The organism is Shewanella alkalitolerans (genome assembly GCF_019457575.1).
Classification (GTDB): Bacteria; Pseudomonadota; Gammaproteobacteria; order Enterobacterales; family Shewanellaceae; genus Shewanella; species Shewanella loihica.
This window is the reverse complement of the sequence record NZ_CP080422.1, coordinates 855,270-880,905: the sequence shown is the minus strand read 5'-3', so window position 1 is coordinate 880,905 and position 25,636 is coordinate 855,270. Positions and strand designations below refer to the sequence as shown.

Genomic DNA, 25,636 nt, shown 5'->3' with positions numbered 1-25,636 from the left:
GCAACCAACACTAAGTTTAGAAACAATCCCCAACTTTGATGCAGAGGCTACTTAGGTTCGATCTGCTCCACCATTAGCTGCAGACTCTCGTTGCCGCGAAACTCATTGATATCCAGCTTGTAGGCGACCTCGGCGTATTGGATGGTGGCATCGGGCCAGGTGGTGAGATCCACGTTGAAGGCGATGGCATCCACCATGGTCTGGCCGCATTCGCTCTCGAGCACGAGTTTGAGGTGACGCTCGCCGACGATCCGCTGCTGCAGGATACGAAACACGCCGTCGAATATCGGCTCGGGGAAGTTCTGCCCCCAGGGGCCGGCACTGCGCAGTTCCCTGGCCAGTGCCATGTTGAGTTGAGCAGGGCTCAATTCGCCGTCGCTGACGATCTCGCCGGTCAGCTGCTCGGGCGCAAGCAGTTCACGCACCGCCTCATCATAGGCCTTGGCGAAACGCTCGAACTCACCGGCGCGCAGGGACAGCCCCGCCGCCATGGCGTGACCACCGAACTTGATGATCATCCCGGGATGGCGGGCATTGATCAGCTCCAGCAGGTCGCGCATATGCAGCCCCTTGATGGAGCGCGCCGAGCCCTTGATCTCCCCCTCGCCCGCCTCGGCGAAGGCGATCACCGGCCTGTGGTATTTGTCTTTGATTCGCGACGCCAGGATGCCGATCACCCCCTGGTGCCAGTCTTGCTGGTAGAGGGCGATCCCCCAAGGCAGTTCACTCTCATTAAGCGACAGACTCTCTAGGCTCTTTAGCGCCTCCTGCTGCATACCGGTTTCCAGCTCACGCCGCTCGGCGTTGAGTCCATCCAGCTCGCTGGCCATGCGGCGCGCGCGCATCATATCGTCGCACAACAAGGTCTCGACCCCCAAGGCCATCTCGTCCAGGCGCCCGGCAGCGTTGAGCCTAGGGCCGACCGCGAAGCCAAAATCGGAGGCGACGATGCGGGAGGTGTTACGCTTGGCCACTTCCAAGAGCGCGGTAATTCCTGGGCGGCAGCGTCCGGCGCGCACCCGCTTGAGACCGGCGTCCACCAGGATGCGGTTGTTGGTATCGAGCGACACCACGTCCGCCACTGTGCCCAGGGCGACGATATCCAGCAGTGTGGCGAGATTGGGCTCCTGTATGCCCTGCGCCTGATACCAGCCACGGCTACGCAGCTCGGCGCGCAGGGCCGACATCAGATAGAAGGCGACCCCGACCCCGGCGATCGCCTTGCTGGCGAAGCCACAACCTAGCTGGTTAGGGTTCACTATCGCATCGGCCTCGGGCACGCTGTTGCCCGGCAGGTGATGGTCGGTGATCACCACCTGCATCCCCAGCGCCTTAGCAGCGGCGACCCCTTCGATGGAGGAGATGCCGTTATCGACGGTGATCAGCAGCTCTGCTTCCTTCTGCCGGGCCACCTGAACTATCTCAGGGCTGAGGCCATAGCCGTAATCGAAGCGGTTGGGGATCAGGTAATCCACATTAATCGCGCCCATCATTCGCAAGGCAAGCAGGCAGACACTGGTGGAGGTGGCGCCGTCGGCGTCGAAGTCGCCGACGATTAGAATCGATTGCTGCTTGGCCATGGCATCGGCGATGATGGCCGCGGCCTTATCCACATCCTTGAGCGTGTCGGGGCGCAGCAGGTTAGCCAGCGCCAACTCGCAGTCGTCCACGGTGCAGCCTCGGCTGGCGTAGACTTGCTTTAGAATGGGAGAAAGATGACTCGGCAGATGGCTGTCATCTACCTTGGGGCGGCGCACTATCTTATGGATCACGACTCAAACAACCTCTAAAAATCTTGTCGCTAGCATAACAAAGCCAGCTCGGAACACACAGCAAAAGATGGCCAAAAAAAAGGTGAGCCCAGGCTCACCTTGTTTAGCGCAGTTAGCGACTTATTGGATGCGGTCCAGCACCTGGATCAGCTGCTCAGGCGGCTGATAACCCGGGATCATGGTACCGTCTTCTAAGATAATGGCCGGCGTCCCGTTAACACCCAGGCTCTGACCTAGGTTGTATTGCTGGGCGATCTTGGCATCACACTTGGCGCCGCCGATCTGCTTGCCCGCCTTGGCATCGGTTAGCGCCTTAAGTGGGTCGGCCGAGCACCATACGGCTTCCATATCGCTGGCATTCTTCGATGGCACGCCCTGACGAGGGAAGGCCAGGTAACGAACCGTGATACCAAGGTCGTTGTACTTGTCTATCTGGTTGTGCAGCTTGCGGCAGTAGCCACAGGTGATGTCGGTAAATACGGTCACCACATGCTTCTCATCCTTGGCCTTGTAGACCAGCATGTTTGGCTCAAACGGCTTAATAGCCTCCATACGTGGGCCAGCCAGGGCGGCCTCGGTGAGGTTCTTCATGCCATTGTCGAGATCATACAGGTTACCGTGAAACAGCTTAGTGCCGTCTTTGCTGATGTAGAGTACGCCACGGTTGGTGATCGCCTCATACAGGCCTGGGATTGGCGACTGGCTAAGGTTTTGCACCTCGACGCCTAGGCTATCTGATAATTTCTGCTTCAACTGGTCGCCATTGTCGACCACGTTGTTTGATGCCGCCATCAGGGGCGTGGCCACCATGGCAACAACTAAGGTGAGCGCTCGGGTAAACTTCATTAGAATTCCTATAGGGTGTTAGGGCTAATAGCATTAAAGCAAAATAGGCTGCCGGTTTTCCAACCTAAATTGTTACTAAAACTTGCTATGACCAAGATGTCATTGTTATAGACCGGCCTAGAGGCAGAAAAGTTACATGCTCGAGGCCGTTAAAGCAAACGAATAATCGCAATGGAAGCCATCACTTAGGCCCTCGCAGTGCAATTTTGTGGCTTTCGCATCAACCTCTGGGGTGATGGGATTGATGCAGCTGGGCCAATCTGGCCTTGGCCACATGGGTGTATATCTGAGTAGTAGAGAGGTCGCTGTGACCCAGCAGTAGCTGCACCACCCGCAGATCCGCGCCATGATTAAGCAGATGGGTGGCGAAGGCGTGTCTCAGGGTGTGGGGCGATAGATGCACCACAATCCCGGCACGCTGGGCGTAGAGCTTGATCCTGTGCCAGAAGGTCTGGCGGGTCATCATGTTGCCGCGCTTGGAGGGAAACACCACGTCGCTGGCCTTGCCCTTTAACAGCTCGAACCTGGCCGCCTTAAGGTAGTCCTCGATCTCTGTGCCCGCCTGCTCTCCAAAGGGCACCAGACGCTCCTTGCTGCCTTTACCCACAATGCGCACCACACCCTGCCTCAGGCTCATCTGATCCAGCGTCAGCCCCACCAGCTCAGACACCCGCAGGCCACTGGCATAGAGCAGCTCCAGCATGGCGCGATCCCTGGCCTCGACAGGATCTTCCCGGTTGGGCTCATTAAGCAGGCGACCCACGTCCGCCTCACTCAGGGCATCGGGCAACTTTCTCGCCAACTTGGGCGGCTTGATCATCGCCATGGGGTCAACTTCTATCAGCTTCTTGGCCAGCAGGTATTTATAGAAGCGCCGCAGGCTACTAAGCAACCTGGCACTGCTGGTCTTGGCAAAGCCCTGCTCGACCCGTAGGGCCAAGTAGTCACGCACCTCAGCCTGACTGGCCGATAGCAGGCTGGAGCCCTGTCTATTTAGGTAACGGTCGAAGTGGCTGAGATCGCTGCGATAGGCCTGCAGCGTGTGATCGCTCAGCCCCTTAGCGGCCCAGAGATCATCGAGAAACGGCTCGATGAGGGGATCGGTCTGATATTCGTTGCTCTCAGCTAGCACATGAAATCCTTTAGATACAAAAACGGTGCTAACTCTTAGAGTTAACACCGCTATCTTACGCTATGGCTTAGGCTGGCATCAATTTAATACCGCTTCACCTCTTGGGCGTTTGACCATCAAGCAGGCAAAGATGGTAATTGCCGTCGGAATCAACCAGGCCATCCCCTGCGCCGACAGTGGCATCACATCGAACATGCTCATGTTGACACCGGCCGCCTTGAGGCCGTCGATGATGCCGAACACTAGGGCCACGCTCAACACCATGCGGTGGGCAAAGGCAGGCTGGGCGAAACGCTCGGTCAGGTAGGTCACCGCCACTAGGGCGATCGCCACAGGGTAGATGGTTACCAGCACAGGGATGCTGATGTTGATCAGCTGCGCCAGACCCACGTTAGCCACCACGGCGCAGGTGACGCTCATCACCACGACCAATAGCTTGTATGAGAAGCTAGGCATCAGCTCGTTGAAGTATTCGGCACAGGCAGAGACCAGGCCAACAACCGTCGTCAGACAGGCCAGAGTCACCACGGCCGCCAGCAGTAGCTGACCCGAGGCGCCAAACTGGTGGTTCACATAGTTGGTCAGGATCACCCCACCGTTATCGGCGCCCACGGCCAAGTCGCCGGCGGTCGCGCCCAGGTAGAAGAGTGATACGTAGACGAACGCCAGGCCACCGGCGGCGATAAAGGCCGCGCGCACCAGGTACTTGGTCTGCTCTCTTGGCGAATCCACGCCCTTCTTACGCAGCAGGTCGATGATCAGCATGCCGAAGATCAGCGATGCCAGGGTGTCCATGGTGTTATAGCCTTCGATGATCCCCTTGGTTAGCGGGTTCGTCTGATAATCGCCCACGGCAGCGGCCACGTCAGAGCCAGGTAGCACAACCACAGAGACCGCCAGACCCACCAGCAGGATGATCATGATAGGAGTAAGCACCTTACCTACGCTGTCCAGCAACTTACCGGGGAACAGCGACAGCAACATGGCGATGCCGAAGAAGATGCTGGTATAGAGAAGCTGTGAGCTGGTGAAGACGACACCGGCGACTTCAAAACTCGCCTGGGCATCTTGGATAAAAGGCTTGTAGCCCATCTCATAGGCCACCAGACCGGCGCGAGGCGCGGCAAAGGCTGGGCCAATGATGATGTAGATGGCGATCGCCAGCATGGTCGCGGCCAGCGGTGGCAGCAGGCCCATCACCTTGCCGTTGGCCTTTGCCACAGCAATCAGGGTCACCAGCGGCAGGGTCACCGCGGTCAGCAGGAAGCCGATCATGGCCCAAGACATGTTCTCACCGGCAAGGAATCCGGCCAGCGGCGGGAAGATCAGGTTCCCCGCGCCTAAGAAGAAGGCAAAGGTCATGAAACCTAAGCCCAATGTATCCGTCATACTCAATTTATTGTTCTGCACACAACGCCCCGTTAATCTGCTTTGTATAATGATCTTAATCGCTTAGTGGAAATTATTGGCTAATGACCGCGACCTTCATTGCGTGTAAACTTCTTATTACACGTCTCCGTGGTAAATCTAGCCCATTCTTGGCTACTTCTTGAACGACAGCAGGATTAACTAACGCTAAAAATGCATTCAAACTGGCTTACCTGGCTCAAATCAAGGCTTTCAGCCCCGACAGGAGGACCTACTATTAGCAAAAAGGCCGCCGAGACACAAGATTGCGGCGCCAGATCGATGCAAATGAGAGCCTAATTTTAACAAACTCGCCACAGGCTGTTTTCACCCTTCACACCAGGCAACATTTGGCCCTAGCAAGATTCACTGTTTTGCGCCCCTGTAACAGCGGACTTTCAGCGCCAAGCGAGTTTCTGGCTCAAACGAGTTTCAGGCGTTGGCGGGTTTCTGCATTGGATGGGATCACGTACAATGCGCCCCACGCATCTTTAATCTCCAACGTCAGGCCATGCCCTTTACCTTCAAGCAATTTCACGTCGATGACAGCCACTGCGGCATGCCCGTCAGCACAGATGGCGTCCTGCTGGGCGCATGGGCACCACTCACCCAGGCCAAAACCATACTGGATATCGGCGCCGGCAGTGGTCTGCTGAGCCTGATGGCAGCCCAGCGCAGCGAGGCGGTGATACAGGCGTTGGAGATAGATAGACTTGCGGCGCAAGACTGCCAGCACAATATCGACCAGAGCCCCTGGGGCGATCGTATAAAATTAATCCAGGCGGATCTGCTGGATTGGTATCCCCTTGCTCAGACTCAGGCTCAGACTCAGTTCGACCATATCCTCTGCAATCCGCCCTATTTCGACAACGGGCCTCAGTCTCAGTGCAGCAAGCGCGCCCAGGCCAGACACACGGACAGCCTGGCGTTTGACCAGCTATTGTCAGCCATCAAGCAGCTGCTGGCCCCCCAGGGCAATGCGAGCCTGATTCTACCAAATGCCAGCCTGGGACGATTTCTGCCCCTGCTGGCCGATTTTGAGCTCAAGCTAAATGCCAGGGTCGACATCACCACAGCGCCCAGCAAAAAGCCCCAACGGCATCTGCTCTGCCTGAGCCACGCCATCTCGAGCGCCGAGCCTAGCGAAGCGATAGAGGCTGAGCACATCAGCATACGCGATGCCTCAGGCGCCTACAGCCAAGCTATGGTTGCCCTGACCCAGGCTTTCTACCTCAAGCTCTAAACCGCAGCAATTCGGCTCGGCGAGCGGCCTCGCACTTTACTCAGGTTTGGGTGTATAATGCGCCGCTATTATTTAGAGAGACGCAGCGCATGCAATTTGAAGATTTCCACCTTGACGACACCCTCCTCGAGTCGCTCAAGGCGATGGGCCATCTTGCCCCGACCACCATCCAGCAACAGACGATTCCCCTAGCCCTGGAGCACAAAGATATCCTGGCGAGGGCACCGACAGGCACAGGCAAGACCGCCAGCTTCCTGCTACCGGCGCTGCAACATCTGCTGGACTTTCCCCGCCGCTACTCGGGCCAAGCGCGCGTGCTGATCCTCGCTCCGACCCGTGAGCTGGCAAGCCAGGTACACAGATACGCCAGCCATCTGGCCACCGGCCTGGGACTGGATATCGCCATCATCACGGGCGGTGTGCCTTACGCTCCGCAGGAGCAGGCGCTCAAGGAAAATATCGACATTCTGGTTGCCACTCCCGGCCGTTTGATGGAGTACCTGGACAAGGAGCTCTTCGACGCCCAATCGGTGGAGATCTTGGTACTCGACGAGGCCGACCGCATGCTGGACATGGGTTTCTCCTCCGCGGTGCAGTCTATCGCCATCGAGGCGCAGCAGCGTAAACACAACATGCTGTTCTCTGCGACCCTGGAAGGCGGCGGCGTGAGCCGCTTCGCCGAGATGCTGCTAACCAATCCTGTGACCATAGAGACCAAGCCACCCCGCAGCGAGAAGGCCAAGATCCATCAATGGATGCACCTGGCCGATGACAAAGAGCATAAGTTTGCCCTGCTGTGCGACATCCTCAAGCGTGAAGAGGTCAGCCGCGCCATCGTCTTCGTCAAGACCCGCGAGGTCGTAGCCAGCCTGGAAGGTCAACTGCAACAGGCCGGTATCCACTGCGCCTTCATGCGCGGTGACATGGAGCAGAAGGCGCGCTTTCAGGCGCTGGGCCGCTTCACCAAGGGCGAAGTTAACGTGCTGCTGGCCACAGACGTGGCGGCCCGTGGTATCGACATCGATGGCATCACCCATGTGATCAACTTCGATATGCCGCGCTCGGCAGACACCTATGTGCACCGCATCGGCCGTACCGGCCGCGCCGGTAACAAGGGCACGGCCATCTCTCTGGTCGAGGCCCACGACATGCGCGTCGTCGCCAAGATCGAGCGTTATATCGAGCAGCCGCTGAAACGCCGGGTGATCGACTCGCTGCGTCCTAAACACAAGGAAGCTAAGGTGCCCACCAAGAAGAAGGTGAAGAGCAGCGACAAGAAGAGCCCGAAGAAAGCCAAGAAGAAGCGCTAGCGTTAGGCTCGCCAAACGCCCGCCGCCTCGGCAATTAAGCGTCCCTCAGGGGGCGCTTTTTTTATGGTGATTTAACAAATTGGTAGCAAGTGTCACCAGCTTCACTTGATTTTCAATATGTTAAATTGGTTTAACAGAGTAAATTTGACACATTTTATTTACAAAAAGACTTTTGCGCACAGCAGAGACTCTGGTAATTTATAGGGCATTCAGCTCAGCACGGAATAGCATGAAGTCAATGATAAAAATTATCCTACGAAGAGTTTTCCCCCCTTTTCTTATCCTGATCGTCTTCGGCCTGTTTGCCGCCCTCTTGATGAGTACTCAGGAAGCCCCAGAGCAGAAAGAGGAAGAGATGCCGGTTCCCATAGTGGACGTGATGCCGGTACGAAGTGAAACCGTTTCATTAAACCTGCCCTCCTACGGCGTGGTGCTCCCCAAGAACAAGACCCAGCTGGTCACAGAGGTGCAGGGACGCATGCTGACCATCTCGGACAAGTTTGTCGCCGGTGGCATAGTCAAGCGCGGCGATATGCTCGCGCAGATCGAACCCTCGGATTACGAGGCGGATCTGATGCAGGCTCAGGCCACCCTGGCCCAGGCCAAGGCAGCGCTGGATGAAGAGATCGCCCGCGGCGAAGTGGCCAAAGAGGACTGGAAAGGTTACGACGGCGGCGTACCGCCTGAGCTTGGCCTACGTGTGCCACAGCTCAAGAAGGAACAGGCCAACGTCAAGTTTGCCGAGGCCGCCCTGGCGCGTGCCCAGCGTAACCTAGAACGCACTACAATACGCGCGCCGTTCGACGGCATAATCAAGTCCCGTAACGTGGATCTGGGCCAGTATGTCACCCTGGGCACTAACCTGGGCGAGCTGTACGACACCCGCATCGCCGAGATCCGTCTGCCGCTGGCCAACCATGAGCTGGCCTACCTGGAGTCTATCGACAATCCCGATACCCAGGTGACCCTGAGCGCCGAACTGGCAGGTCGCACGGTAAACTGGACAGGCCAAATAGTGCGCAGCGAAGGGGTGATCGACGCCGACAACCGCATGGTCTATCTGGTGGCAGAGGTGAAAGACCCTTACTTAAGACAGAACAAGACTGAAGACCAGCTGCCGCTGAAATACGGCAGCTTCGTCAACGCCATCATCAAGGGCCGCACCGTCGAGGGGATCGTCAAATTGCCTCGCTATATCGTCCGGGATCATCAGGTTGCCGTGGTACGCGACGACAACACGCTAGAGATGCGTGAGGTCAATGTGGTGCGCAGCGATATCGACAAGGTCTATATCAAGGACAGCCTCAAAGATGGCGAGCGCATCTCACTGACCACCATCAACAACATGGCTACCGGCCAGCTGGTGAAGGTGATCGGCGAAGAGGACAAGTCTCAGAGCCAGGACAAAGAGGATGAGAGCCAGCAGACCCTAGTGGCAGCAGGTGATCAGTAATGGAGACCAATACCAATAAGGGCATCATTGCCTGGTTCGCCCGCAACAGCGTGGCGGCCAACCTCTTGATGTTTGCGCTGCTGATCGGCGGCCTGTTCAGCACTGTGCTGATCAATAAGGAGGTCTTCCCCTCCTTCGAGCTCAACTATCTGCAGATCACCGTCGCCTACCCCGGCGCCGCCCCTCAGGAGATCGAAGAGGGGATCAACATCAAGATCGAAGAGGCGATCCAGGATATCAGCGGCATCAAGAAGGTGACCTCAGTCGCCAGCGAAGGCTCTGGCAGCGTCACCATTGAGGTCGAGGACGGCTTCGATGCCCAGGATATCCTGGACGAGGCCAAGCTGCGCATCGACGCCATCGCTACCTTTCCCGACAATATCGAGAAGCCCAACATCTTCCGCATCAAGCCGGAAAACAACGTTATCTGGGTCTCAGTGTATGGCGACATGAACCTGCACGAGATGAAGGAGCTGGCCAAGAGCATACGTGAGGAGATCACCGCCCTGCCCGCCGTCACCCGCGCCCAAGTTACCGGCGTGCGTGACTATGAGATAGGCATAGAAGTATCCGAAGACAAGCTGCGTGAATATGGTCTCAGTTTCGCCGACGTGGCGATGGCGGTGCGTAACTCCTCCATCGACCTGCCCGGCGGCTCGATCCGCGCCGAGGATGGCGACATTCTACTGCGTACCAAGGGCCAGGCCTACACGGGAGACGACTTTGCCAAGATAGTGGTCAAGACCCGCAAGGATGGCAGTCGCATCATGCTGCCCGAGGTGGCCAACATTCGCGACGACTTCGAGGAGCGTCTGGAATACACCCGCTTCAACGGTAAACCGGCGGCCATTATCGAAGTGCTGAGTGTCGACGATCAGAACGCGCTGGATATCTCCTCTCAGGTGAAAGCCTACGTGGAGGAGCGCCGCGCCACCCTGCCTGCCAGCGCCCAGCTAGATACTTGGGGCGACCTGACCCACTACCTCAAGGGTCGTCTCAACATGATGCTGTCGAACATGTTCTACGGCGCCCTCTTGGTATTTATCATTCTGGCGCTGTTCCTCGACTTGCGTCTGGCCTTCTGGGTGATGATGGGCCTGCCGGTCTGTTTCCTCGGCGCCATGCTGCTGATGCCGCTGGAGCCCTTCTCGCTGTCGATCAACATGCTGACCCTGTTCGCCTTCATCCTGGTGCTGGGTATCGTCGTGGATGACGCCATCGTCATCGGCGAGAGTGCCTATACGGAGATCGAGCGCCACGGCCACTCGCTGGACAATGTGATCAAGGGGGCCCACAAGGTCGCCATGCCCGCCACCTTCGGCGTGTTGACCACCATAGCCGCCTTCATCCCCATGTTGATGGTATCCGGCCCCATGGCGATCATCTGGAAGTCCATCGGCCTGGTGGTGATCCTCTGTCTCGCCTTCTCACTGGTGGAGTCTAAGCTTATTCTGCCGGCGCACCTGGCTCACCTTAAGCCGCGTCGCCCAAGTCCTAACCCCAACCTGTTTGTGCGTTTCAAGACGGCACTCAACAACAAGGTGCAACACTTCATCCACCACAGCTACCGCAGCTTCATCGGTCGCTGTATCGAGCACAGATACAATGTGGTCGCCACCTTCGTCGGCGTGCTCATCCTCTCGGTGGCGCTGGTTGCCAGCGGTAAGGTGCGCTGGGTCTTCTTCCCCGATATTCCGTCCGACTTCATTCAGGTGCGGCTGGAGATGGATGTGGGCAGCTCAGAGGCCAACACCCTCAAGGTGGTCAAGGAGATAGAGAACGCCCTCTATGTGATGAACGATCAGATGGAAGACGAGTACGGCTACCCTGTGGTGAAGCACAGCTTCATCAACATGGGTTCGCGCACCTCGGCCTTCATCTTCGCCGAGCTGACCAAGGGCGAAGACAGGGACGTGGACGGCGTCACCATCGCCGATGCCTGGCGTAAGGCGCTGCCGGAACTTATCTCGGTGAAGAAGCTCAACATCAACGCCAGCACCAACGACGCCGGCGGCGATATCTCCTTCAGGCTCACCTCCAGCGATCTCGAGCAGCTCTCTCAGGCCGCCGACGAGCTCAAGCAGAAGCTGCGCACCTACGAGGGGGTGTATGACATCTCGGATAACTACTCCTCCGGCAGCCACGAGATCCGCCTGGCGATCAAGCCCGAGGCCGAGGCCCTGGGGCTGACCCTGTCGGATCTGGCCAGCCAGGTGCGTTACGGCTTCTACGGTTATGAGGCCCAGCGTATTCTGCGCAACAAGGAGGAGGTCAAGGTGATGGTGCGCTACCCGCTCGAGCAGCGCCGCACCCTGGGGCATCTGGAAAACATGATGATCCGCACGCCCCAAGGCACCTCGGTGCCCTTCTCCAGTGTGGCCGACATAGAGCTGGGTGACTCCTACTCGTCGATCACCCGTGTCGACGGCCGCCGCGCCATCACGGTTATCGCCAACGCCAACAAGAATGTGGTCGAGCCCTCCAAGGTAGTGGGTGAGATCCAGAAGGATTTCCTGCCCTACCTTGAGAGCAAGTATCGCCACATCTCCACCACGCTCGATGGTGGCAGCGCCGATGAGCAGAGCGCCATGATAGGCCTGATCCAGGGCTTCTTCTTCGCCATGTTCACCATCTATGCGCTGATGGCAATTCCGCTCAAGTCCTACAGCCAGCCGCTGATCATCATGTCGGTGATCCCTTTCGGTATCATAGGCGCTTTGTTCGGCCACTTCATCCTGGGGCTCTCCATGAGCGTACTCAGCCTGTGTGGTATCGTGGCGCTGGCCGGGGTGGTGGTAAACGACTCGCTGATCCTGGTGGATTTTGTCAACCGCGCCCGCGCTCAGGGCCTGCCGCTTAAAGATGCCGCCATAGACGCGGGTTGTTATCGTTTTCGGGCGATCATCCTTACCTCTATGACCACCTTCGTCGGTCTGGTGCCCATCATCCTCGAGCGCAGCCTACAGGCGCAGATTGTGATCCCTATGGCCACCTCGCTGGCCTTCGGTATCCTCTTCTCCACCGTGGTGACGCTGGTGCTGGTGCCCGTGCTCTACATCATACTCAACGATATCAGGCAGCTCACTGGCCGCATGTTCCGTTGGTGGTGGCAGCCTCGAAGCCATAGCGTCGAGGGCGAGCAGTCCTAATCAATCTAAATTCGAAGGGAGGCTTAGCCTCCCTTTTTGATCCAGCAGAGGTTTTCGCCGCGCCAAACGCGCTAGACTCCTGCCATTCCCCTTGCAACGCATTTTCGCCAAGGGCCAGTCAATCACAGCTTTGAGTACCATGAGCCAATCCACCTTAGTCTACGACATTCGCAACAGCCGCTACCTCAACATCACGGGACGCTGCACCCTGAGATGCCAGTTCTGCCCCAAGCATAACGGCAGCAAGCAGGTACACGAGTATCAGCTGGATCTCGACCATCAGCCAAAAGCCGATGAGCTCATCCCCCTGCTGGGCGAGGTGAGCCAGTTCGACGAATATGTGTTCTGCGGCTACGGCGAGCCCACCCTCAACCTCAATACTTTGCTTAGCGTCGCAAGGGAGATCAAGCGCCGCGGCGGCAAGGTGAGGGTCAATACCGACGGGCTTGGCAACCTGTTTCACCGGCGCAACATACTGCCTGAGCTGGCTGAGGTGGTCGACGCCCTCTCGATCTCGCTCAACGCCGATACCGAAGCCGCCTACCTCAAACACTGCCAGCCCAAGCTTAAAGGTTCTTATCAAGCGCTGTGGGACTTTATCCGTATGGCACCTCGCTATATCGACCAGGTGCAGGTATCGGCCATCGAAGGCCTGGAAGGGGTGGATATCGACAGATGCCGCGCCCTGGTGCTCGATGCCAAGGCGCAGTTTAAACACAGAAAGCTCGGCGTCGTCGGTTAATTTATCTGGACGTCATCCGATGATTTACCTGGGCGTTGCCGGTTTGTAACCGACTGTGTTCTGCGGCGAAAATCATGCTAACATAGCCGCAAAATCACTGGGGAAACACCGCTTGCAATGCTGACGCAGAAACAACCACAACTGATCGCCGGACAGGGGCTGCACTGGTCTGCGCAACGCATCTTCTCGGTGGTCACCCAGATCATCATCTTGCTGATCAGCGTCTTGCTCCTCACCAACGTCATCATCACCCTGGGCGAGCGTCGCCTGCAGGAAGATTGGGCCACCCAGAGATACAGCGAACTGCAATCTGTCGGCACCCTAATCGCCGACAAGGTCTCCTTCCAGCAGTTCCGCACCCAGATGTTTGCCAACGACGAGCTGCTCAAGCGCTATCTGACCATCCCCAGCGAGGTGCGCCAGCTTAAGCTGCAACAGAGCTGGGAGGTGATGATACGCAACATCCCCGAGCTGCTGGATATCGCCCTGTTCGATCCCCAGGGCAAGTATAAGTTTTCCACCACCAACGACTTTAGCCGCGACCCGCTCCCCCCATCCTTGCTCGGCGGCGCGCGCAACATGGGCGGCAACGAGGTCTACACCTCGCCGCTGGAGTTTACCCCCATCAAGGGCAAGCTGGAGCCCTACCTGTATCAGCTGGCCTGGCTGGAGAATCCCGACCAGAGCGTGCGCGGCTACCTGCTGACCTATCAGTCCATGAGCCGTATGCTAAAGAGCATCAAACCCGCCTACTCCAGCGCCGAGTCGCCGCTCATGATGCTCGACACCCAGGGGCTACTGTACGCCGGCGCCGAGAGCAAGCCGACCATCAACCGCATCCCGGATACCATGGGCGGCAGCCTGCGACAGACCTATCCTGCGCTGTGGCGCAAGATGGCCATGAGTAACTTCGGCCAGTTCCATGGCGACGACGCCACCTTCGTCTACCTCAAGATAGAGCTGACCACCCAGTATGAGACGCGCCGGGAATATTACCTGGTCTCCTATGTGCGCAACGACGCCATCGCCGAGCTGTTCTCCGAGTGGCGCAACATACTGATCGTCGGCGCAGTGGTGCTCACCCTGCTGGCACTGGCGCTGATCCTGCTGAGCCACTCCTACCGCATCGGCCAGCGCTCGCGGGAATACAGTATCGAATTGGCCCACCGCCTGTTTCATCAGGATATCGGCTGCGTGATCATCAACGACAAGAACCGGGTGATGACAGCCAACGAGAAGGCCGCCGAGCTGCTGTGCCTGCCCTTGGACGAGCTGCAAGATCGTAACCTGCAGCGGATCCTGCAGTTTGAGAACGAGCAGTACGCCGAGGTCGCCGCCCAGCTTGAAGCCAATAATAAGTGGCAAGGCGTCATCGACTTCGACTCGCCCGGCGGTAGCCATCTGGCGATCACCGTCACCAGCTCACCGCACCGCAGCCGTCAGGAAAAATATTATCTGGTCACCTTCGAGGATGTGTCTCAGCTGAGAAAGGTCCAGCATCAGGCCAAGCTCAACGAGCTGCTGAACGACAACGCCATCCCCTGCGCCCTGCTGCAGGCCAACGGCATGCTGGAGCTGGCCAACCAGGCCTTCATGCAGCTGGTCTCCATCCACGACATTCAGGGCAAGAACCTCACCGATCTGCTCAACAACGACCTCTGCTCCCAGTGGCCGAGGATCACCCAGCAGATCTTGCTACAGGGCAGCTGGAAGGGGCAGATCCTCTGTGACCCCAACAGCAAGGAGAACACCTGCCTGCAGGCGACCCTCAAGGGCCACCTGGACGCCGCCGGTGAGATAGAACATATCGTCTGCACCCTGGAGCAGGCGCAGAAGCGCGCCCTGCTGCAAGACACCGGCGACTTCATCCCCCACCGCAGCGCCATCCTGGTGAACCTCAGGGATCTGGACGACTACTTCAAGTCACTCAGCCCCGTCAGTCGCGAGCACTCCAGCCTACTGCTGATCGACATCACCGCCGAGAGCATGCTGAGCCACATGAGTGATATCGGCCAGCTGGAAAACCGTCAGCGCGAGGTGGAGATCCATATCCTCAGGACCCTGCCGGTCAACTACCAGATGTCTCACTGGCAGCTGGGCAAGCTGATCGTAATACTGCCGGACACCAGCTCGGACGACGCCCACCACTTCGCGGTGAAGTCGTTAAATGGCCTCAACGAGATAGGCCTGGGTACAGGGATCTGCATGGGGATCGCAAGCTACCAGACAGGCCAGAATCTGGAGCAGTACCTGAGTAACGCCGAGGTGGCACTTAAGCGCGCCAAGCAGATAGGTGAGCAGAATATTTGCCAGGCGTTTACGCGGCAAAACTAGGTATTTGCCGTTTACCCTTTGGTGTGGTGGCCGCTGGCTGAGTGGTCACTTGGTTGGGGGCATTGAAGGTCGAACCTTAAAGGGTTTGCTACTGTTGTAGCGTCTGCCGCTATGGTCATTGGTATGTAAATTGAAGGTCGTACCTTCGTGGCAACCTATCACCTGCGGTGAGCTTATATGCAGACACATCTGCTACACGCCGTACATCCGTCCATGGAGGCTCGACGATGGCATCCCTGCCATCGACGTCCGCAGATGCATCTACACCCGGTGTCCAACGTCTCTTCGATTTGACGTCATTGTTTGCTTCAATGGTTTCTGACCTTCCCATATTTGAATCGACTAGGGTATTGAAGGTCGTACCTTCATGGCAACCTAACGCCTGTCCGGCGGGGATCGTGCAAACACTATTTTGGCACGCCACCAGCACATCCCTGTGGGCTCTGCGAAATCATCCCTGATTTCGAAGGCCAAAATCGTGTTTACACTGGGTATCCAACGCCTCTTCGATTTAACGATATCTGATGCCCGCAAATACAAGTCATTCTTTCTTAATTAAAATTCGCCGTAAAAATGTGATACATCTATTGAGTCCTGCCAATAAGGTAGATTAAAGTATGACCAACCAAGGACAGAGCCAGGCAAACTCGTAATCAAGCTAACGAGCACGCCATTTAGGGAAAGAAGAAGCCAATCATAATGTGTGCGAACTAAGCCGCTTAAAAACTCTACTCTAACCCCATTTGTCTAAGTTCAATCAATCACAGAAAAAGGAGTTTATGTGAAACAATATCTTTTAATTTGTACTTTATTTTTTTCGTCATTTGCTAGTAATGCAGAGGAATTAATTGTTGACGAGAAAATAACAGAGCAACTCGATTGTTTTAGGTCTATCTTTTCTGACTATGATACATGGCGAAGCTTTATAGAAAGCCAGCGAAAAAAAAGGATTAAATCAACAGAAAAATTAGCAAAAGGAATGGCGCAATTCGATTCAATGTTTGGAGAAAACAAGTTTAATCACTATAGGCAAAACCTATCCTGCATTACATTTAAATATCAAGTGGATGGACTTGATATCGATGGCTATTTGATTAAACCCAAGTCACCTAATAAGAAAACATTACCAGTTTTGGTATACAATCGGGGAGGAAATGGCAGTTTCGGCTCCGTTGTGTTTGGTTCTATGATGCACAACTTATTTCCCATCGCCAATGAAGGGTTTGTGATCATTGGTAGTCAATATAGGCAATCGAGTTCAAAAGACATTTTACTTGATGAATTTGGGGGCAAAGATGTTAATGATGTCACTGAATTATTAAAGTATATTCCCAAAATTAAAAATGCGGATTCAAACCGTATCGGCATGTTTGGGGAGAGCCGAGGTGGTATGCAAACATTTTTAGCTGCTAAACATTCAAAATTTATTAAAGCAATAGCAACTATTGCTAGCCCTACAGATCTATTGAAAGAACTAGATTTTCGCCCTGAGATGGAGAAAGTTTTTGTTCATCGAATTCCAAATTATGAGAAAAACAAGATTGCAGAATTAGAAAAACGCTCAGTATTAAAATGGGTAGATCAGTTACCCCATGATGTTCCTATTTTACTTTTACATGGCGAAAATGATAAACGGGTATCAGTAAATAGCTCAATTGAGCTAGCGGCAGCTTTATCAAAAAGTGAAATACCACATAAACTTGTGGTCTATCCTCGGGATGATCACGGTTTAATGAACAACAAAGCAGCCGCAAACGAAGAATTAGTATCTTGGTTTAAAAAATATTTGTAGGAAATTATAACAAGCTGCTAACGGGTGGGACTCGAAACGGCTTGCTCGGGTTCGTTCCTCACCAAGTTTAGCAAGCCAACTCTCGTCCCATAGCAAGGCGTTATATCTCTTATGAGCATGGGTTTCATTGCGAACATTTTTGTCGGAATTTGGTTAGTTGGATTTATTTCTGGGCTAGCTGCGGCCATTGGTCTTTCCAATTTGCACAAATATGGAAAAGATGTCCCCTTCCTGCTTAAGTACTCGGGAATCTCTGTCTTTTTTCCTAAATACTATCTGGCAAATGAAACGCGCAGAAGAGTTGTTGCTGGATTAATATCGATCTGCGTTTGCTGTATTCTACTAGGTCTTGTCTGGATCTTGATTACTGTTCCAGAAGCGGGAGACGCAATTTGGCATGAAGTTAGTGCAAGGAATCTATAACAAACGCCTTAAAAATTAACACAATACACTTGGCTTGTGCTCATTTCCCCTAGTTTTAGCCAAGTACCTTTCACCTCTAAGACAGACGTTATTCATACAAGGCTTATTCCATATCTGATGACGACTAGAGCCAAAATCTAACACTCTCCTACCCCAAAACATTACTTAAACAAGCCAATGGATACCAAATGCGGCTAAATCGAAGAGATAAATAACTAGGTGTAGATACGCCGGTGAGCTTCCGAAACAGGGCCAAAAATGTTCCCTACATTTTTTGGCATTCCCTCCATCCATGGAGGTCAGATGTTTCGGCAGAGCCTACAAGGAAGTATTCACGGCGTCTCTGCACGTATGGCCTGCCGCAGGCAATTCAAAACAAAGATGGTTAACGCTACGAATAGCGAAATTCAAATCAAAATCAGCCAGACTAGACCCCAACCCAAATCTAGGCGATTGGACTTGCGCCTTCCTCATCGTGTTCAAACCCGATGGCCTCGATGCCATCTGGCATCTCACTCTGACTGATATCCACTATGGTGGAGCGGTTCATGGTGATCTTGTAGCGGGCAAACTGGGGTGGCTTGCGGCCCTCTTGTAGGGAGAGCACCAGGTTTATCTGGTAGCGGCGCTCTACCGAGTCGCTGCTGATCTTGCCGTCGGCTTCCTTGTAGATCTTGGCCTTGCCGCGCTCAAGATAACGGGCGAAGGGGGCCAGGCTGAAGTTCACCTGCTCCTGTATGGTGGAGTAGCCGGCGAGAAAGTCTTTGCTGGCGATACGCGAGTTGATGCCATAGTGAAGTATGTCGGCGTCCAGCTTGTTCTGGCTGTGGCGGCGCTTCAATATCTCGTCTATCTCCTCGGGGAGATCCTTAGACTTAACGAAATCGATCCACACGTGCTGCTTGGCGATCATCGCCTGGCTGGTAGTGTCACGCAGGATGCGGCTCCAGCGAGGACGGCCCTTCTGGATCACCCGCCACAAGGCGTTGCGAATATCTTCCTTGAAGATCTCACGAAAACCATAGATCACCGCCAAGGTGAACACCAGGGCCATGGTGAGGCCGCTGAAGATGCCCTGGGCCTTGATGATGAGCGACGAGACCACCAGCATCACGAAGGCGGTTGCTATGCCCGTGGTCATCTTCTTCAGGCCCACGCCGAGACGCTTCTGCTCCTCTTTTAACACTACCCCTTGCTGGATCAGGCGGCGCAGCAGCAACATCTTGTTGGAGATGCGGTTTGGGTCGCTCTGGGTCTGGGAAGAGTTGTAGTTCTTACTGTCGCGGTAACTGTTCTCGCTGCGGCACAGGTTGATCACCTCCTCCACCACCTCGCTGTAATCGCTGCTGCGGGGCGCGTGGGACATGAGTTTCAACAGGCGCTGCTCGCAGAACCAGGAGAGGTAGTTGTCGGCGTTCTCGAAGTAGTGCTTCCACTTAGGATCGCTGGGCTCATTACGGCGAAACTTCTTCAGCAGCTGGGTGACGATTTCGCTCAGATCTTTGAGAGAGGCGTAGAACTGCTCCACATCCTCCACCTGCGCCAGCTCCTTGCTGTCGGTCTCGATGGCCACGGCAAACTGGTAGGCAAACAGGTTGAGGTAGAGCCTGAACTCCTCGACGGTCCGCTTCTTCTGACTGACGAAACGCCCCTGCACCAGGGGCAGATGCAGCCCGGAGGAGTAATAGGAGCGCCGGCCGGCGATGGCCGCGTGATAATATTCTTCTTCGTCAAGGCTCTGGGGATTGATCCCCATCTCTTTGGGCAGAAAGAAATAGAGGTCGAGCCGTCTATGGTCGCCCACCTTCATCTGATGGGTAAACTTGATCGACAGCGACTCTTCCTGCTTGATATTAACCTTAGACACAAAACCTCAGAATAATAGAATTATTTCAGTAATTTAGAAATGCACATCCTGAGTATAGCCCAAGTGCGGCTATTGCACTATACGGCAGCCACAGACGGTGTTACTCGGCTGGAACAATACCACGGCATAGTCCCTATGGGGATCTAATTCCAGCGGCTCGATAGAGAGATTGTGCATCCCCTTGCTGTCTAAGTTAAAGGAGCTGATATAGGAGAGGTACTGCATGTGTCTCGGCATGGCCTCGGTCGACTCGGCGCCGCTCTCCTCCTTGGTATCAACCGAGAAGTTATAGCGGCCGTTGGCCTCATCGAACTCTAGGTACTTGCCCTGCATGCGTATGATCCCCGCCGAGGTGCCGTCGAGATTGAAGTAGCGATAGTTGATCTGCGCCTGCTGCTTCTTGGCCATGATATCCACCAGGAGATAGTGGCGCCCCTCCGCCTGGGCGTCGTCGCGGCGGTCGAACAGCTCAGAGCTACAGCTGAGCATCAGGGTTTCGCTGGGATTGAGGTAGCGATAGCTGATGGTGATGCTAATCGCCAGCAGCCCCAGCACGATAATGTTGATCGCCCACAGCACCTTTCTATTCACACAAAGATACCTCTTTAAACCAGGCCTCGGAGATAAACACCTTCTGCTGCCTGTAATCGGTTAGCTTAAGGTTGCGCACCAGAGATTGCCCCATCCGCTCGCCGCGCATGGTGATGTTAAACACCTGCTTATCGTGGGAGAGCGACATATAGACCTCTTTCCAGGGCGAGGACTCGCAGCGCTCGAATGCCTGGGACATCTTCTCCGACAGGCGCAGCAGCGAGGTGTTATTGGTCTTGGACTTGGCATAGCTGATAAACATCACCTTCTGCCCCGACTCCAAGGTGATGCCATGGCGCAGATAGGGCTCGGTATGTTGCGCCTCGAAGTTGACCGAGGAGAAGAGCTGCAGAGAGACCAGCGCCCCCAGCAGCAGGACGATAAGCCCAATCCACAGCTTGATCCAGCGATGACGCTTACCAAACAGCCAGGCCAGCACAGCCTCGATCCGCTCACCTAGGCCATGGAGTTCGCCGCTTGCCGAGGCGTTATCGGTATGATGCGCAGACGAGGGGACGCCGCTATCCAGGCGCAGGCGATAGCCCTTGCCCTTGACGGTTTCTATCATGTGTTCATGCAGCGGGCCGAGGAAGGAGCGCAGCATAAATACCGCCCGCGCCACCGACGAATCGCTTAATGGTGGATGCTCGTCATCCCCCGCCCCTAAGACGCGCTTAGCCACCACCTTGTCGCTATTGGCCAGCAGGAGCAGCAACACCTGCAGCTCGGCGCGCGGTAGATGCCACTCTTCACCCGTTAACTCATTGGTGAGCACGCCTGCATGTCTGTCGAATCGGCAATCACCCAGTTGCATCTTGGTTACTCTTTCATTTCGCTGTGCATAAGCTTATGCAAACCCAGCAAAAAAATCTGTGATCCCCTCTATCTCCTCGAAAGTCATCTAGAAAATACCCTTACAAAAGCTAGGGAGTTATGCGCTCTGTGATCCCAGCCCCCTTCTTCATCCACTAAGCCCCAATATTTATCCCTGGCTGAAACCTCGCGAATTAACATGAATGCTACAAATAGAGTGACCAGCTTCACATCGCAAAGCATAACGACGATGAAGGCTAGAGGTATTAATTAATTAAATCGATACAAGGCGCCGAAAAAATCGGCGCAGGCAGATGCGCGCCCAGCCCCAAGCTTCATCCAGCCCAGGTCACACTATTTGCAATCTATCCAGACCACACTGGCCTCAAGTTCAAACCGGCGTATCCCTTTAACCACGCCAACAACAAAAATAACATCTATCCAAGTGAGGACATTGTCATGACCATCAATAGACGCCAAGCACTTAGCCAAATCATCGGCATCAGCACCGCCGCGGCGGGCGCAACCCTAATGGGCACATCGGCCTTCGCCGCCACCGACGAACAAGGTAACTACAAACTGGAACTGGGTGAGAAGCTCAAGTATGTCCCCCTGGATCCTATGGCAACGGCCAAGCTCGCCTACGAGACAGGCGGCGGCTGTATGCACCAGGTGTTTCACGCCCTAGTCACCATGCTGGCCAACTCTGAAAGCGCCGACGCCGCCAAGTTTGCAACGATCCCGACCGCACTGGCCGGCTATGGCTGGGCCGGTATCGTGGGTCAGGGCACAGTGTGTGGTAACAACAACGCCACAGGTATGCTGGTGAACATACTCGACGACATCAATGGCCAAAACGCCGCGGTGATCGGCGCCTCTTTCCGCTACTACGAAGTGACCGAGCTGCCTTTCTCCAGCGACGAGTTCGTCGCCGGTATCGGTTCTACCGCCGAGAAGACGGCACTTGTGGGTAAGTCATCTGTTGCCAACAGCATTCTGTGTCACTCCTCTATCAGTAACTGGTCTAAGGCCTCAGGCTTTACCTTCAGCCAGAAGGGTGAGCGTTGTAAGCGTCTGTCAGCTTCTGTGGCCTACCATGTGGTCGAGCTACTTAACCGTGCCTACAAGGGCGAAGATATCTCTGCCCTGCCTGAATCAAAGCCTTCGAGCGAGGCGCAAGCTTGCCAAAGCTGTCACGGCGTAGAGAGCACCATGGGCAGCGCCGCCAGCGTGAAGTCTGACATGGAATGTACGACTTGCCATACCGGCCACTTTAACTAAAGGAGCAGGTCATGAATGAGAAGTTATTAACAGCCCTACTGGCAACGGCGCTTATCTGCGGCGGCTGCGGTAGCGACGACAATGACAATGATGACAACGGCGGCGAGATCACTCCGCCACCAGTTGCCGACACCATAGATGCCGGTGAGGCATTGGCCATCAACCTGACCCTGGCCGAGTTTGACGGCGAGACGGGCACACTCAACTTCGCCCTGAAGGATGACGCCGGCCTGGCCATCACCAATGCCACGGATTACCGTATCGTCTACTTCGGTTTCCCTGACAGCTCCACCACCTCACGTAACGCCAAGGCGTGGAAACACTGGCACGTGACCCAAAGCTACTCATGCGACAGCGCCGCCGGCGACTGCCAGGGTGTGCTGCAAGAGACAGACAAGGGTCAATACAGCTTCGATGCCACGGATCTGGACTGGGACGCCAACACGGCGCCTGGCTCAGTGAAGGAATACAAGGTTGGTATCGAGATCAAAGGTGCCAAGGCGACCAACGAACTGGTTCTGCTCCCCTCCACTTAACCCACTGCACCACTTTGAGGGCCATCACCTAGCGTGTGGCCCTTTTTTTATGCCCGCTTTTGCGACTCTTTCGGCAACAGCAGAGAGCCGTCAGCTAAATAAAGCCTAAGTCTAAATCAAAGCTAAACCAGCGCTAAACCTGCCCAGCAAGCGGGACACGGCCATAGATAGAAGAAGGGGTTATTGCTCGCCGATGATCTCGGCTAACGAGGGCAGATAGTTGAAGGGCTCAAACACTGAATAGATGAGCAGAAACAGCAGTAGCAGCTGAGAGATCAGCAGTATGTATTGCTGCTTGGTCATGCGGCGGATAGGCCCGTTACCCAGCAGCTCGCGGTGAGGTGAAAGTTTGCTGTGCAGTATATAGCCCTGATCGTCCACCGATTCCAGTAACTTGCCCGACGGACTGCCGAGAAAGAAACGGATACGATCCACCGCCTGCACCAGACGCGCCATGTTGGCGTCATCCTCGGGTAGGCAGGCCAACAGGTCGGCATTGGACATCACCTGACCACGATGCTCGGTCAATAGTTTAAGCACGGCAAACTCCGCACCTGGCATAAGCCAGCTGGTGTCATTGTCCTGATTCGACAGCGTCGACTGGGACGGCTCAAACCAACAGCAACCTATCTGCATCCGGGTCTCACACTTATGGGGGAATTACACAAATATCGCGACGCCTGTTAAGGCTAGCGTCTGGTTGTTAGTGTGACATTTTACCCGGGCAACTTTCGTGACAATCAGCACATAACCCATTAAATTATCTGAATAATTATGATACATCCCGATACAGATTTAAGCCCGTTTAGGCTTAATTTCAGGCTGATTTCAGACAAAAAAAAGACGCCCCTAAAGGCGTCTCTTAAGTCCAATAAAAACCCTATTAGAAAGAGTACAATAGCGTCATGTTGGTTTCGGTATCTGTGCTCTTCTTGTTATCCAGCGGCTCGCTGTTGTAACGCACGATAACGGCAAACTTCATCGCCAGGGCGCCAACGATATTCGCCGTGATAGAGGTTTCAGAGCGACCTTCCAGGCTCTCGCCGTAATCGGCCACAAACAGCTGCTTAAACTTAGAGTTGTCAGTGATCTCGGTTTCGAAGTTCATCACGCCGTGAGCCACCCAGCTCTCTTCGGTGTCGTAACCCGCTTCGGCGGCGCTCTCATCGTCCAGACGCTTGTACTGGAAACCCGGACCCACTTCGACGGCGAAGGTCGTCTTCTCGGTATCGACAAACTTGTGACCATAACCGGCAGAAATCGTTGACTTAGAATCGAAACCGGTAAAGGGATCGATCTCATGGTTGGCGTTGGCAAACATATAGTTCACGTCGCTGAACTTGTAGTTGCCCTGTACCAGGCCGTAGTAGCGCTTACCCGTCTCTTCGCCGCTATCCTCTTTGTAGAGGGCTTCCAGCAGATATTGGTTTTCCCAGTTACCCAGCTCGTGCTTCATGTCCAGACGGCCCTTGAGAGAGGTCGTCTCTGTGTTACCCGTAGTCACCGTCGCACCCAGTTCGGCGTCGGCGGCAAAGGTTCTGTCACCCTTAACGAAATCGGCGCCCGCGTGCGCTGCAAAAGGGGCCGCCATCAGGATGGCCGTAGCCGTCAGCAATTTTTTCATTATCTGTTTACCTATTTATCTAAGTCCCTTAAAAATTGGCGCAATAGTATCATCCGGCGCACAGAAATGAAAATTGCGCTTGCCTTTCCAGCATTTTGAACTAACAGCTCAGCTAAGGGCGAGAGTTAGTCCTTACTCTTTGTGGCGTTTTTACCATAAAAAAAGCCCACCAAATTGGCGGGCCTTTTTCATATTGGGTCGTCAGACCGAATTAGTTCACCTGTGGATCTAACTCGCCAGACTGGTATGCCTTATACATGGCCTGCAGTGACTTAGGCTTGATCTTAGAACCCATGCCCGCCGCACCGAAGGCTTCGTAGCGAACGGTACAGATGTCTGCCATCGCATCCATAGAGGCTTTGAGGAATTTACGTGGGTCGAACTCGCTTGGGTTCTCCGCCAGGAACTTACGTACCGCACCGGTAGAGGCCAGACGCAGGTCGGTGTCGATGTTAACCTTACGCACGCCGTGCTTGATACCTTCGACGATCTCTTCCAGTGGCACACCATAAGTTTCAGGGATGGCGCCGCCATACTGGTTGATCACTTCCAGCCACTCTTGTGGTACAGAAGAAGAACCGTGCATGACCAGGTGGGTGTTAGGAATACGTGCGTGGATCTCCTTGATACGGTCGATACGCAGCACGTCGCCGGTAGGCTTACGGCTAAACTTGTAGGCACCATGGCTGGTACCGATAGCGATGGCCAGGGCATCTACGTGAGTGTCGGCTACGAAACGCGCCGCTTCTTCCGGCGTGGTCAGCAGCTGATCTTCGCTCAGGATACCTTCGGCGCCAACACCATCTTCTTCACCGGCTTGGCCAGTTTCCAGGCTACCCAGACAGCCGATCTCACCCTCTACCGACACACCACAGGCGTGGGCGAAGGCTACCGTCTTACGGGTCACGTCGACGTTGTACTCGTATGAAGCAGGTGTCTTACCGTCTGACATCAGTGAGCCGTCCATCATGACTGAAGACATACCCAGCTGGATAGAACGCTGACACACGTCAGGGTGAGTACCGTGATCCTGGTGGATACACACAGGGATATCTGGGTACTGCTCGAGCGCCGCCGCCATCAGATACTTAAGGAACTGAGGACGAGCATACTTACGCGCACCGGCTGACGCCTGAACGATAACCGGGCTGTCTGTAGCTTCTGCCGCCTGCATGATGGCGCGCATCTGCTCCAGGTTGTTAACGTTGAACGCGGGAACGCCGTATCCGTGCTCTGCGGCATGGTCTAGCAGTTGACGTAGGGAAATTAAGGCCATTTTTAACTCCAATAATAGGGTGGTAATCGGGCTGGGCCCGTTTAG

General features: G+C 55.1%; 19 protein-coding genes. 9 read left to right on the top strand and 10 right to left on the bottom strand.

Annotated features, from left to right (window positions below; genetic code table 11):
* Positions 1-47: 47 nt before the first annotated feature.
* The 4 genes from recJ to brnQ form a co-directional block, all read right to left on the bottom strand.
* Positions 48-1,772, bottom strand: a complete 1,725-nt coding sequence (gene recJ, locus K0J45_RS03945) for a single-stranded-DNA-specific exonuclease RecJ (RefSeq protein WP_220044338.1) — start codon at positions 1,770-1,772, stop codon at positions 48-50.
* 120 nt (positions 1,773-1,892) lie between these two features.
* Positions 1,893-2,618 carry a bifunctional protein-disulfide isomerase/oxidoreductase DsbC gene (gene dsbC, locus K0J45_RS03940; protein ID WP_220044336.1) on the bottom strand — a complete coding sequence of 242 codons (726 nt, stop codon included), beginning with the start codon at positions 2,616-2,618 and terminating at the stop codon, positions 1,893-1,895.
* 220 nt (positions 2,619-2,838) lie between these two features.
* Complete coding sequence (xerD, locus tag K0J45_RS03935) at positions 2,839-3,750, bottom strand: site-specific tyrosine recombinase XerD (protein ID WP_220044334.1); 912 nt, start codon at positions 3,748-3,750, stop codon at positions 2,839-2,841.
* A gap of 78 nt (positions 3,751-3,828) precedes the next feature.
* Positions 3,829-5,139: a branched-chain amino acid transport system II carrier protein gene (brnQ, locus tag K0J45_RS03930; RefSeq protein WP_258406759.1), complete on the bottom strand. Its 1,311-nt coding sequence runs from the start codon at positions 5,137-5,139 to the stop codon at positions 3,829-3,831.
* Between the two features lie 529 nt (positions 5,140-5,668).
* Here brnQ and K0J45_RS03925 point away from each other — a divergent pair.
* The 7 genes from K0J45_RS03925 (at position 5,669) to K0J45_RS03895 (ending at position 17,180) form a co-directional block, all read left to right on the top strand.
* The gene (locus tag K0J45_RS03925) at positions 5,669-6,400 is read left to right on the top strand and encodes a tRNA1(Val) (adenine(37)-N6)-methyltransferase (RefSeq protein ID WP_220044332.1); all 732 of its coding nucleotides are present in this window, start codon (positions 5,669-5,671) and stop codon (positions 6,398-6,400) included.
* Between the two features lie 89 nt (positions 6,401-6,489).
* Positions 6,490-7,710, top strand: coding sequence for an ATP-dependent RNA helicase SrmB (gene srmB / locus K0J45_RS03920; protein WP_041406410.1), 1,221 nt, complete (start codon positions 6,490-6,492; stop codon positions 7,708-7,710).
* Positions 7,711-7,948: 238 nt separating this feature from the next.
* Positions 7,949-9,163, top strand: coding sequence for an efflux RND transporter periplasmic adaptor subunit (locus K0J45_RS03915; protein WP_220045213.1), 1,215 nt, complete (start codon positions 7,949-7,951; stop codon positions 9,161-9,163).
* Positions 9,163-12,312 carry an efflux RND transporter permease subunit gene (locus K0J45_RS03910; RefSeq protein ID WP_220044331.1) on the top strand — a complete coding sequence of 1,050 codons (3,150 nt, stop codon included), beginning with the start codon at positions 9,163-9,165 and terminating at the stop codon, positions 12,310-12,312. Before K0J45_RS03915 ends, K0J45_RS03910 begins: the two co-directional genes overlap by 1 nt.
* A gap of 139 nt (positions 12,313-12,451) precedes the next feature.
* Positions 12,452-13,054, top strand: coding sequence for a TatD family nuclease-associated radical SAM protein (locus K0J45_RS03905; RefSeq protein WP_220044330.1), 603 nt, complete (start codon positions 12,452-12,454; stop codon positions 13,052-13,054).
* A gap of 117 nt (positions 13,055-13,171) precedes the next feature.
* Complete coding sequence (locus K0J45_RS03900; protein ID WP_220044329.1) at positions 13,172-15,388, top strand: PAS domain-containing protein; 2,217 nt, start codon at positions 13,172-13,174, stop codon at positions 15,386-15,388.
* A gap of 781 nt (positions 15,389-16,169) precedes the next feature.
* On the top strand, positions 16,170-17,180 hold the full coding sequence (locus K0J45_RS03895) for an alpha/beta hydrolase family protein (RefSeq protein ID WP_220044328.1): 1,011 nt from the start codon (positions 16,170-16,172) through the stop codon (positions 17,178-17,180).
* 868 nt (positions 17,181-18,048) lie between these two features.
* On the opposite strand, the gene K0J45_RS03890 is transcribed toward K0J45_RS03895, so the two are convergent.
* The 3 genes from K0J45_RS03890 to K0J45_RS03880 all read right to left on the bottom strand — a co-directional run bounded on the left by K0J45_RS03890 (position 18,049) and on the right by K0J45_RS03880 (position 20,875).
* Entirely contained in the window at positions 18,049-19,470 is a 1,422-nt protein-coding gene (locus K0J45_RS03890) for a hypothetical protein (RefSeq protein ID WP_220044327.1), read from the bottom strand.
* A gap of 69 nt (positions 19,471-19,539) precedes the next feature.
* A complete protein-coding gene (locus K0J45_RS03885; RefSeq protein WP_011864567.1) occupies positions 19,540-20,061 on the bottom strand; it encodes a hypothetical protein in 522 nt (173 codons plus the stop codon).
* A complete protein-coding gene (locus K0J45_RS03880; protein WP_220044326.1) occupies positions 20,054-20,875 on the bottom strand; it encodes a winged helix-turn-helix domain-containing protein in 822 nt (273 codons plus the stop codon). The genes K0J45_RS03885 and K0J45_RS03880 overlap by 8 nt, the downstream gene beginning before the upstream one ends.
* A gap of 458 nt (positions 20,876-21,333) precedes the next feature.
* Between K0J45_RS03880 and K0J45_RS03875 the strand changes: the two genes are divergently transcribed.
* Both K0J45_RS03875 and K0J45_RS03870 read left to right on the top strand, forming a co-directional pair.
* Positions 21,334-22,155 carry a cytochrome c3 family protein gene (locus K0J45_RS03875; protein ID WP_011864565.1) on the top strand — a complete coding sequence of 274 codons (822 nt, stop codon included), beginning with the start codon at positions 21,334-21,336 and terminating at the stop codon, positions 22,153-22,155.
* 11 nt (positions 22,156-22,166) lie between these two features.
* The gene (locus tag K0J45_RS03870; protein ID WP_220044325.1) at positions 22,167-22,691 is read left to right on the top strand and encodes a hypothetical protein; all 525 of its coding nucleotides are present in this window, start codon (positions 22,167-22,169) and stop codon (positions 22,689-22,691) included.
* 180 nt (positions 22,692-22,871) lie between these two features.
* Here K0J45_RS03870 and K0J45_RS03865 read toward each other — a convergent pair whose 3' ends face one another.
* The 3 genes from K0J45_RS03865 to fba all read right to left on the bottom strand — a co-directional run bounded on the left by K0J45_RS03865 (position 22,872) and on the right by fba (position 25,591).
* Positions 22,872-23,327, bottom strand: coding sequence for a winged helix-turn-helix domain-containing protein (locus K0J45_RS03865; protein ID WP_011864563.1), 456 nt, complete (start codon positions 23,325-23,327; stop codon positions 22,872-22,874).
* A 247-nt stretch (positions 23,328-23,574) separates the two neighbouring features.
* Positions 23,575-24,315 (bottom strand): DUF481 domain-containing protein, encoded by a 741-nt coding sequence (locus tag K0J45_RS03860; protein WP_011864562.1) that lies wholly within the window; start codon positions 24,313-24,315, stop codon positions 23,575-23,577.
* 211 nt (positions 24,316-24,526) lie between these two features.
* Positions 24,527-25,591: a class II fructose-bisphosphate aldolase gene (fba, locus tag K0J45_RS03855; protein WP_011864561.1), complete on the bottom strand. Its 1,065-nt coding sequence runs from the start codon at positions 25,589-25,591 to the stop codon at positions 24,527-24,529.
* Positions 25,592-25,636: the final 45 nt, after the last annotated feature.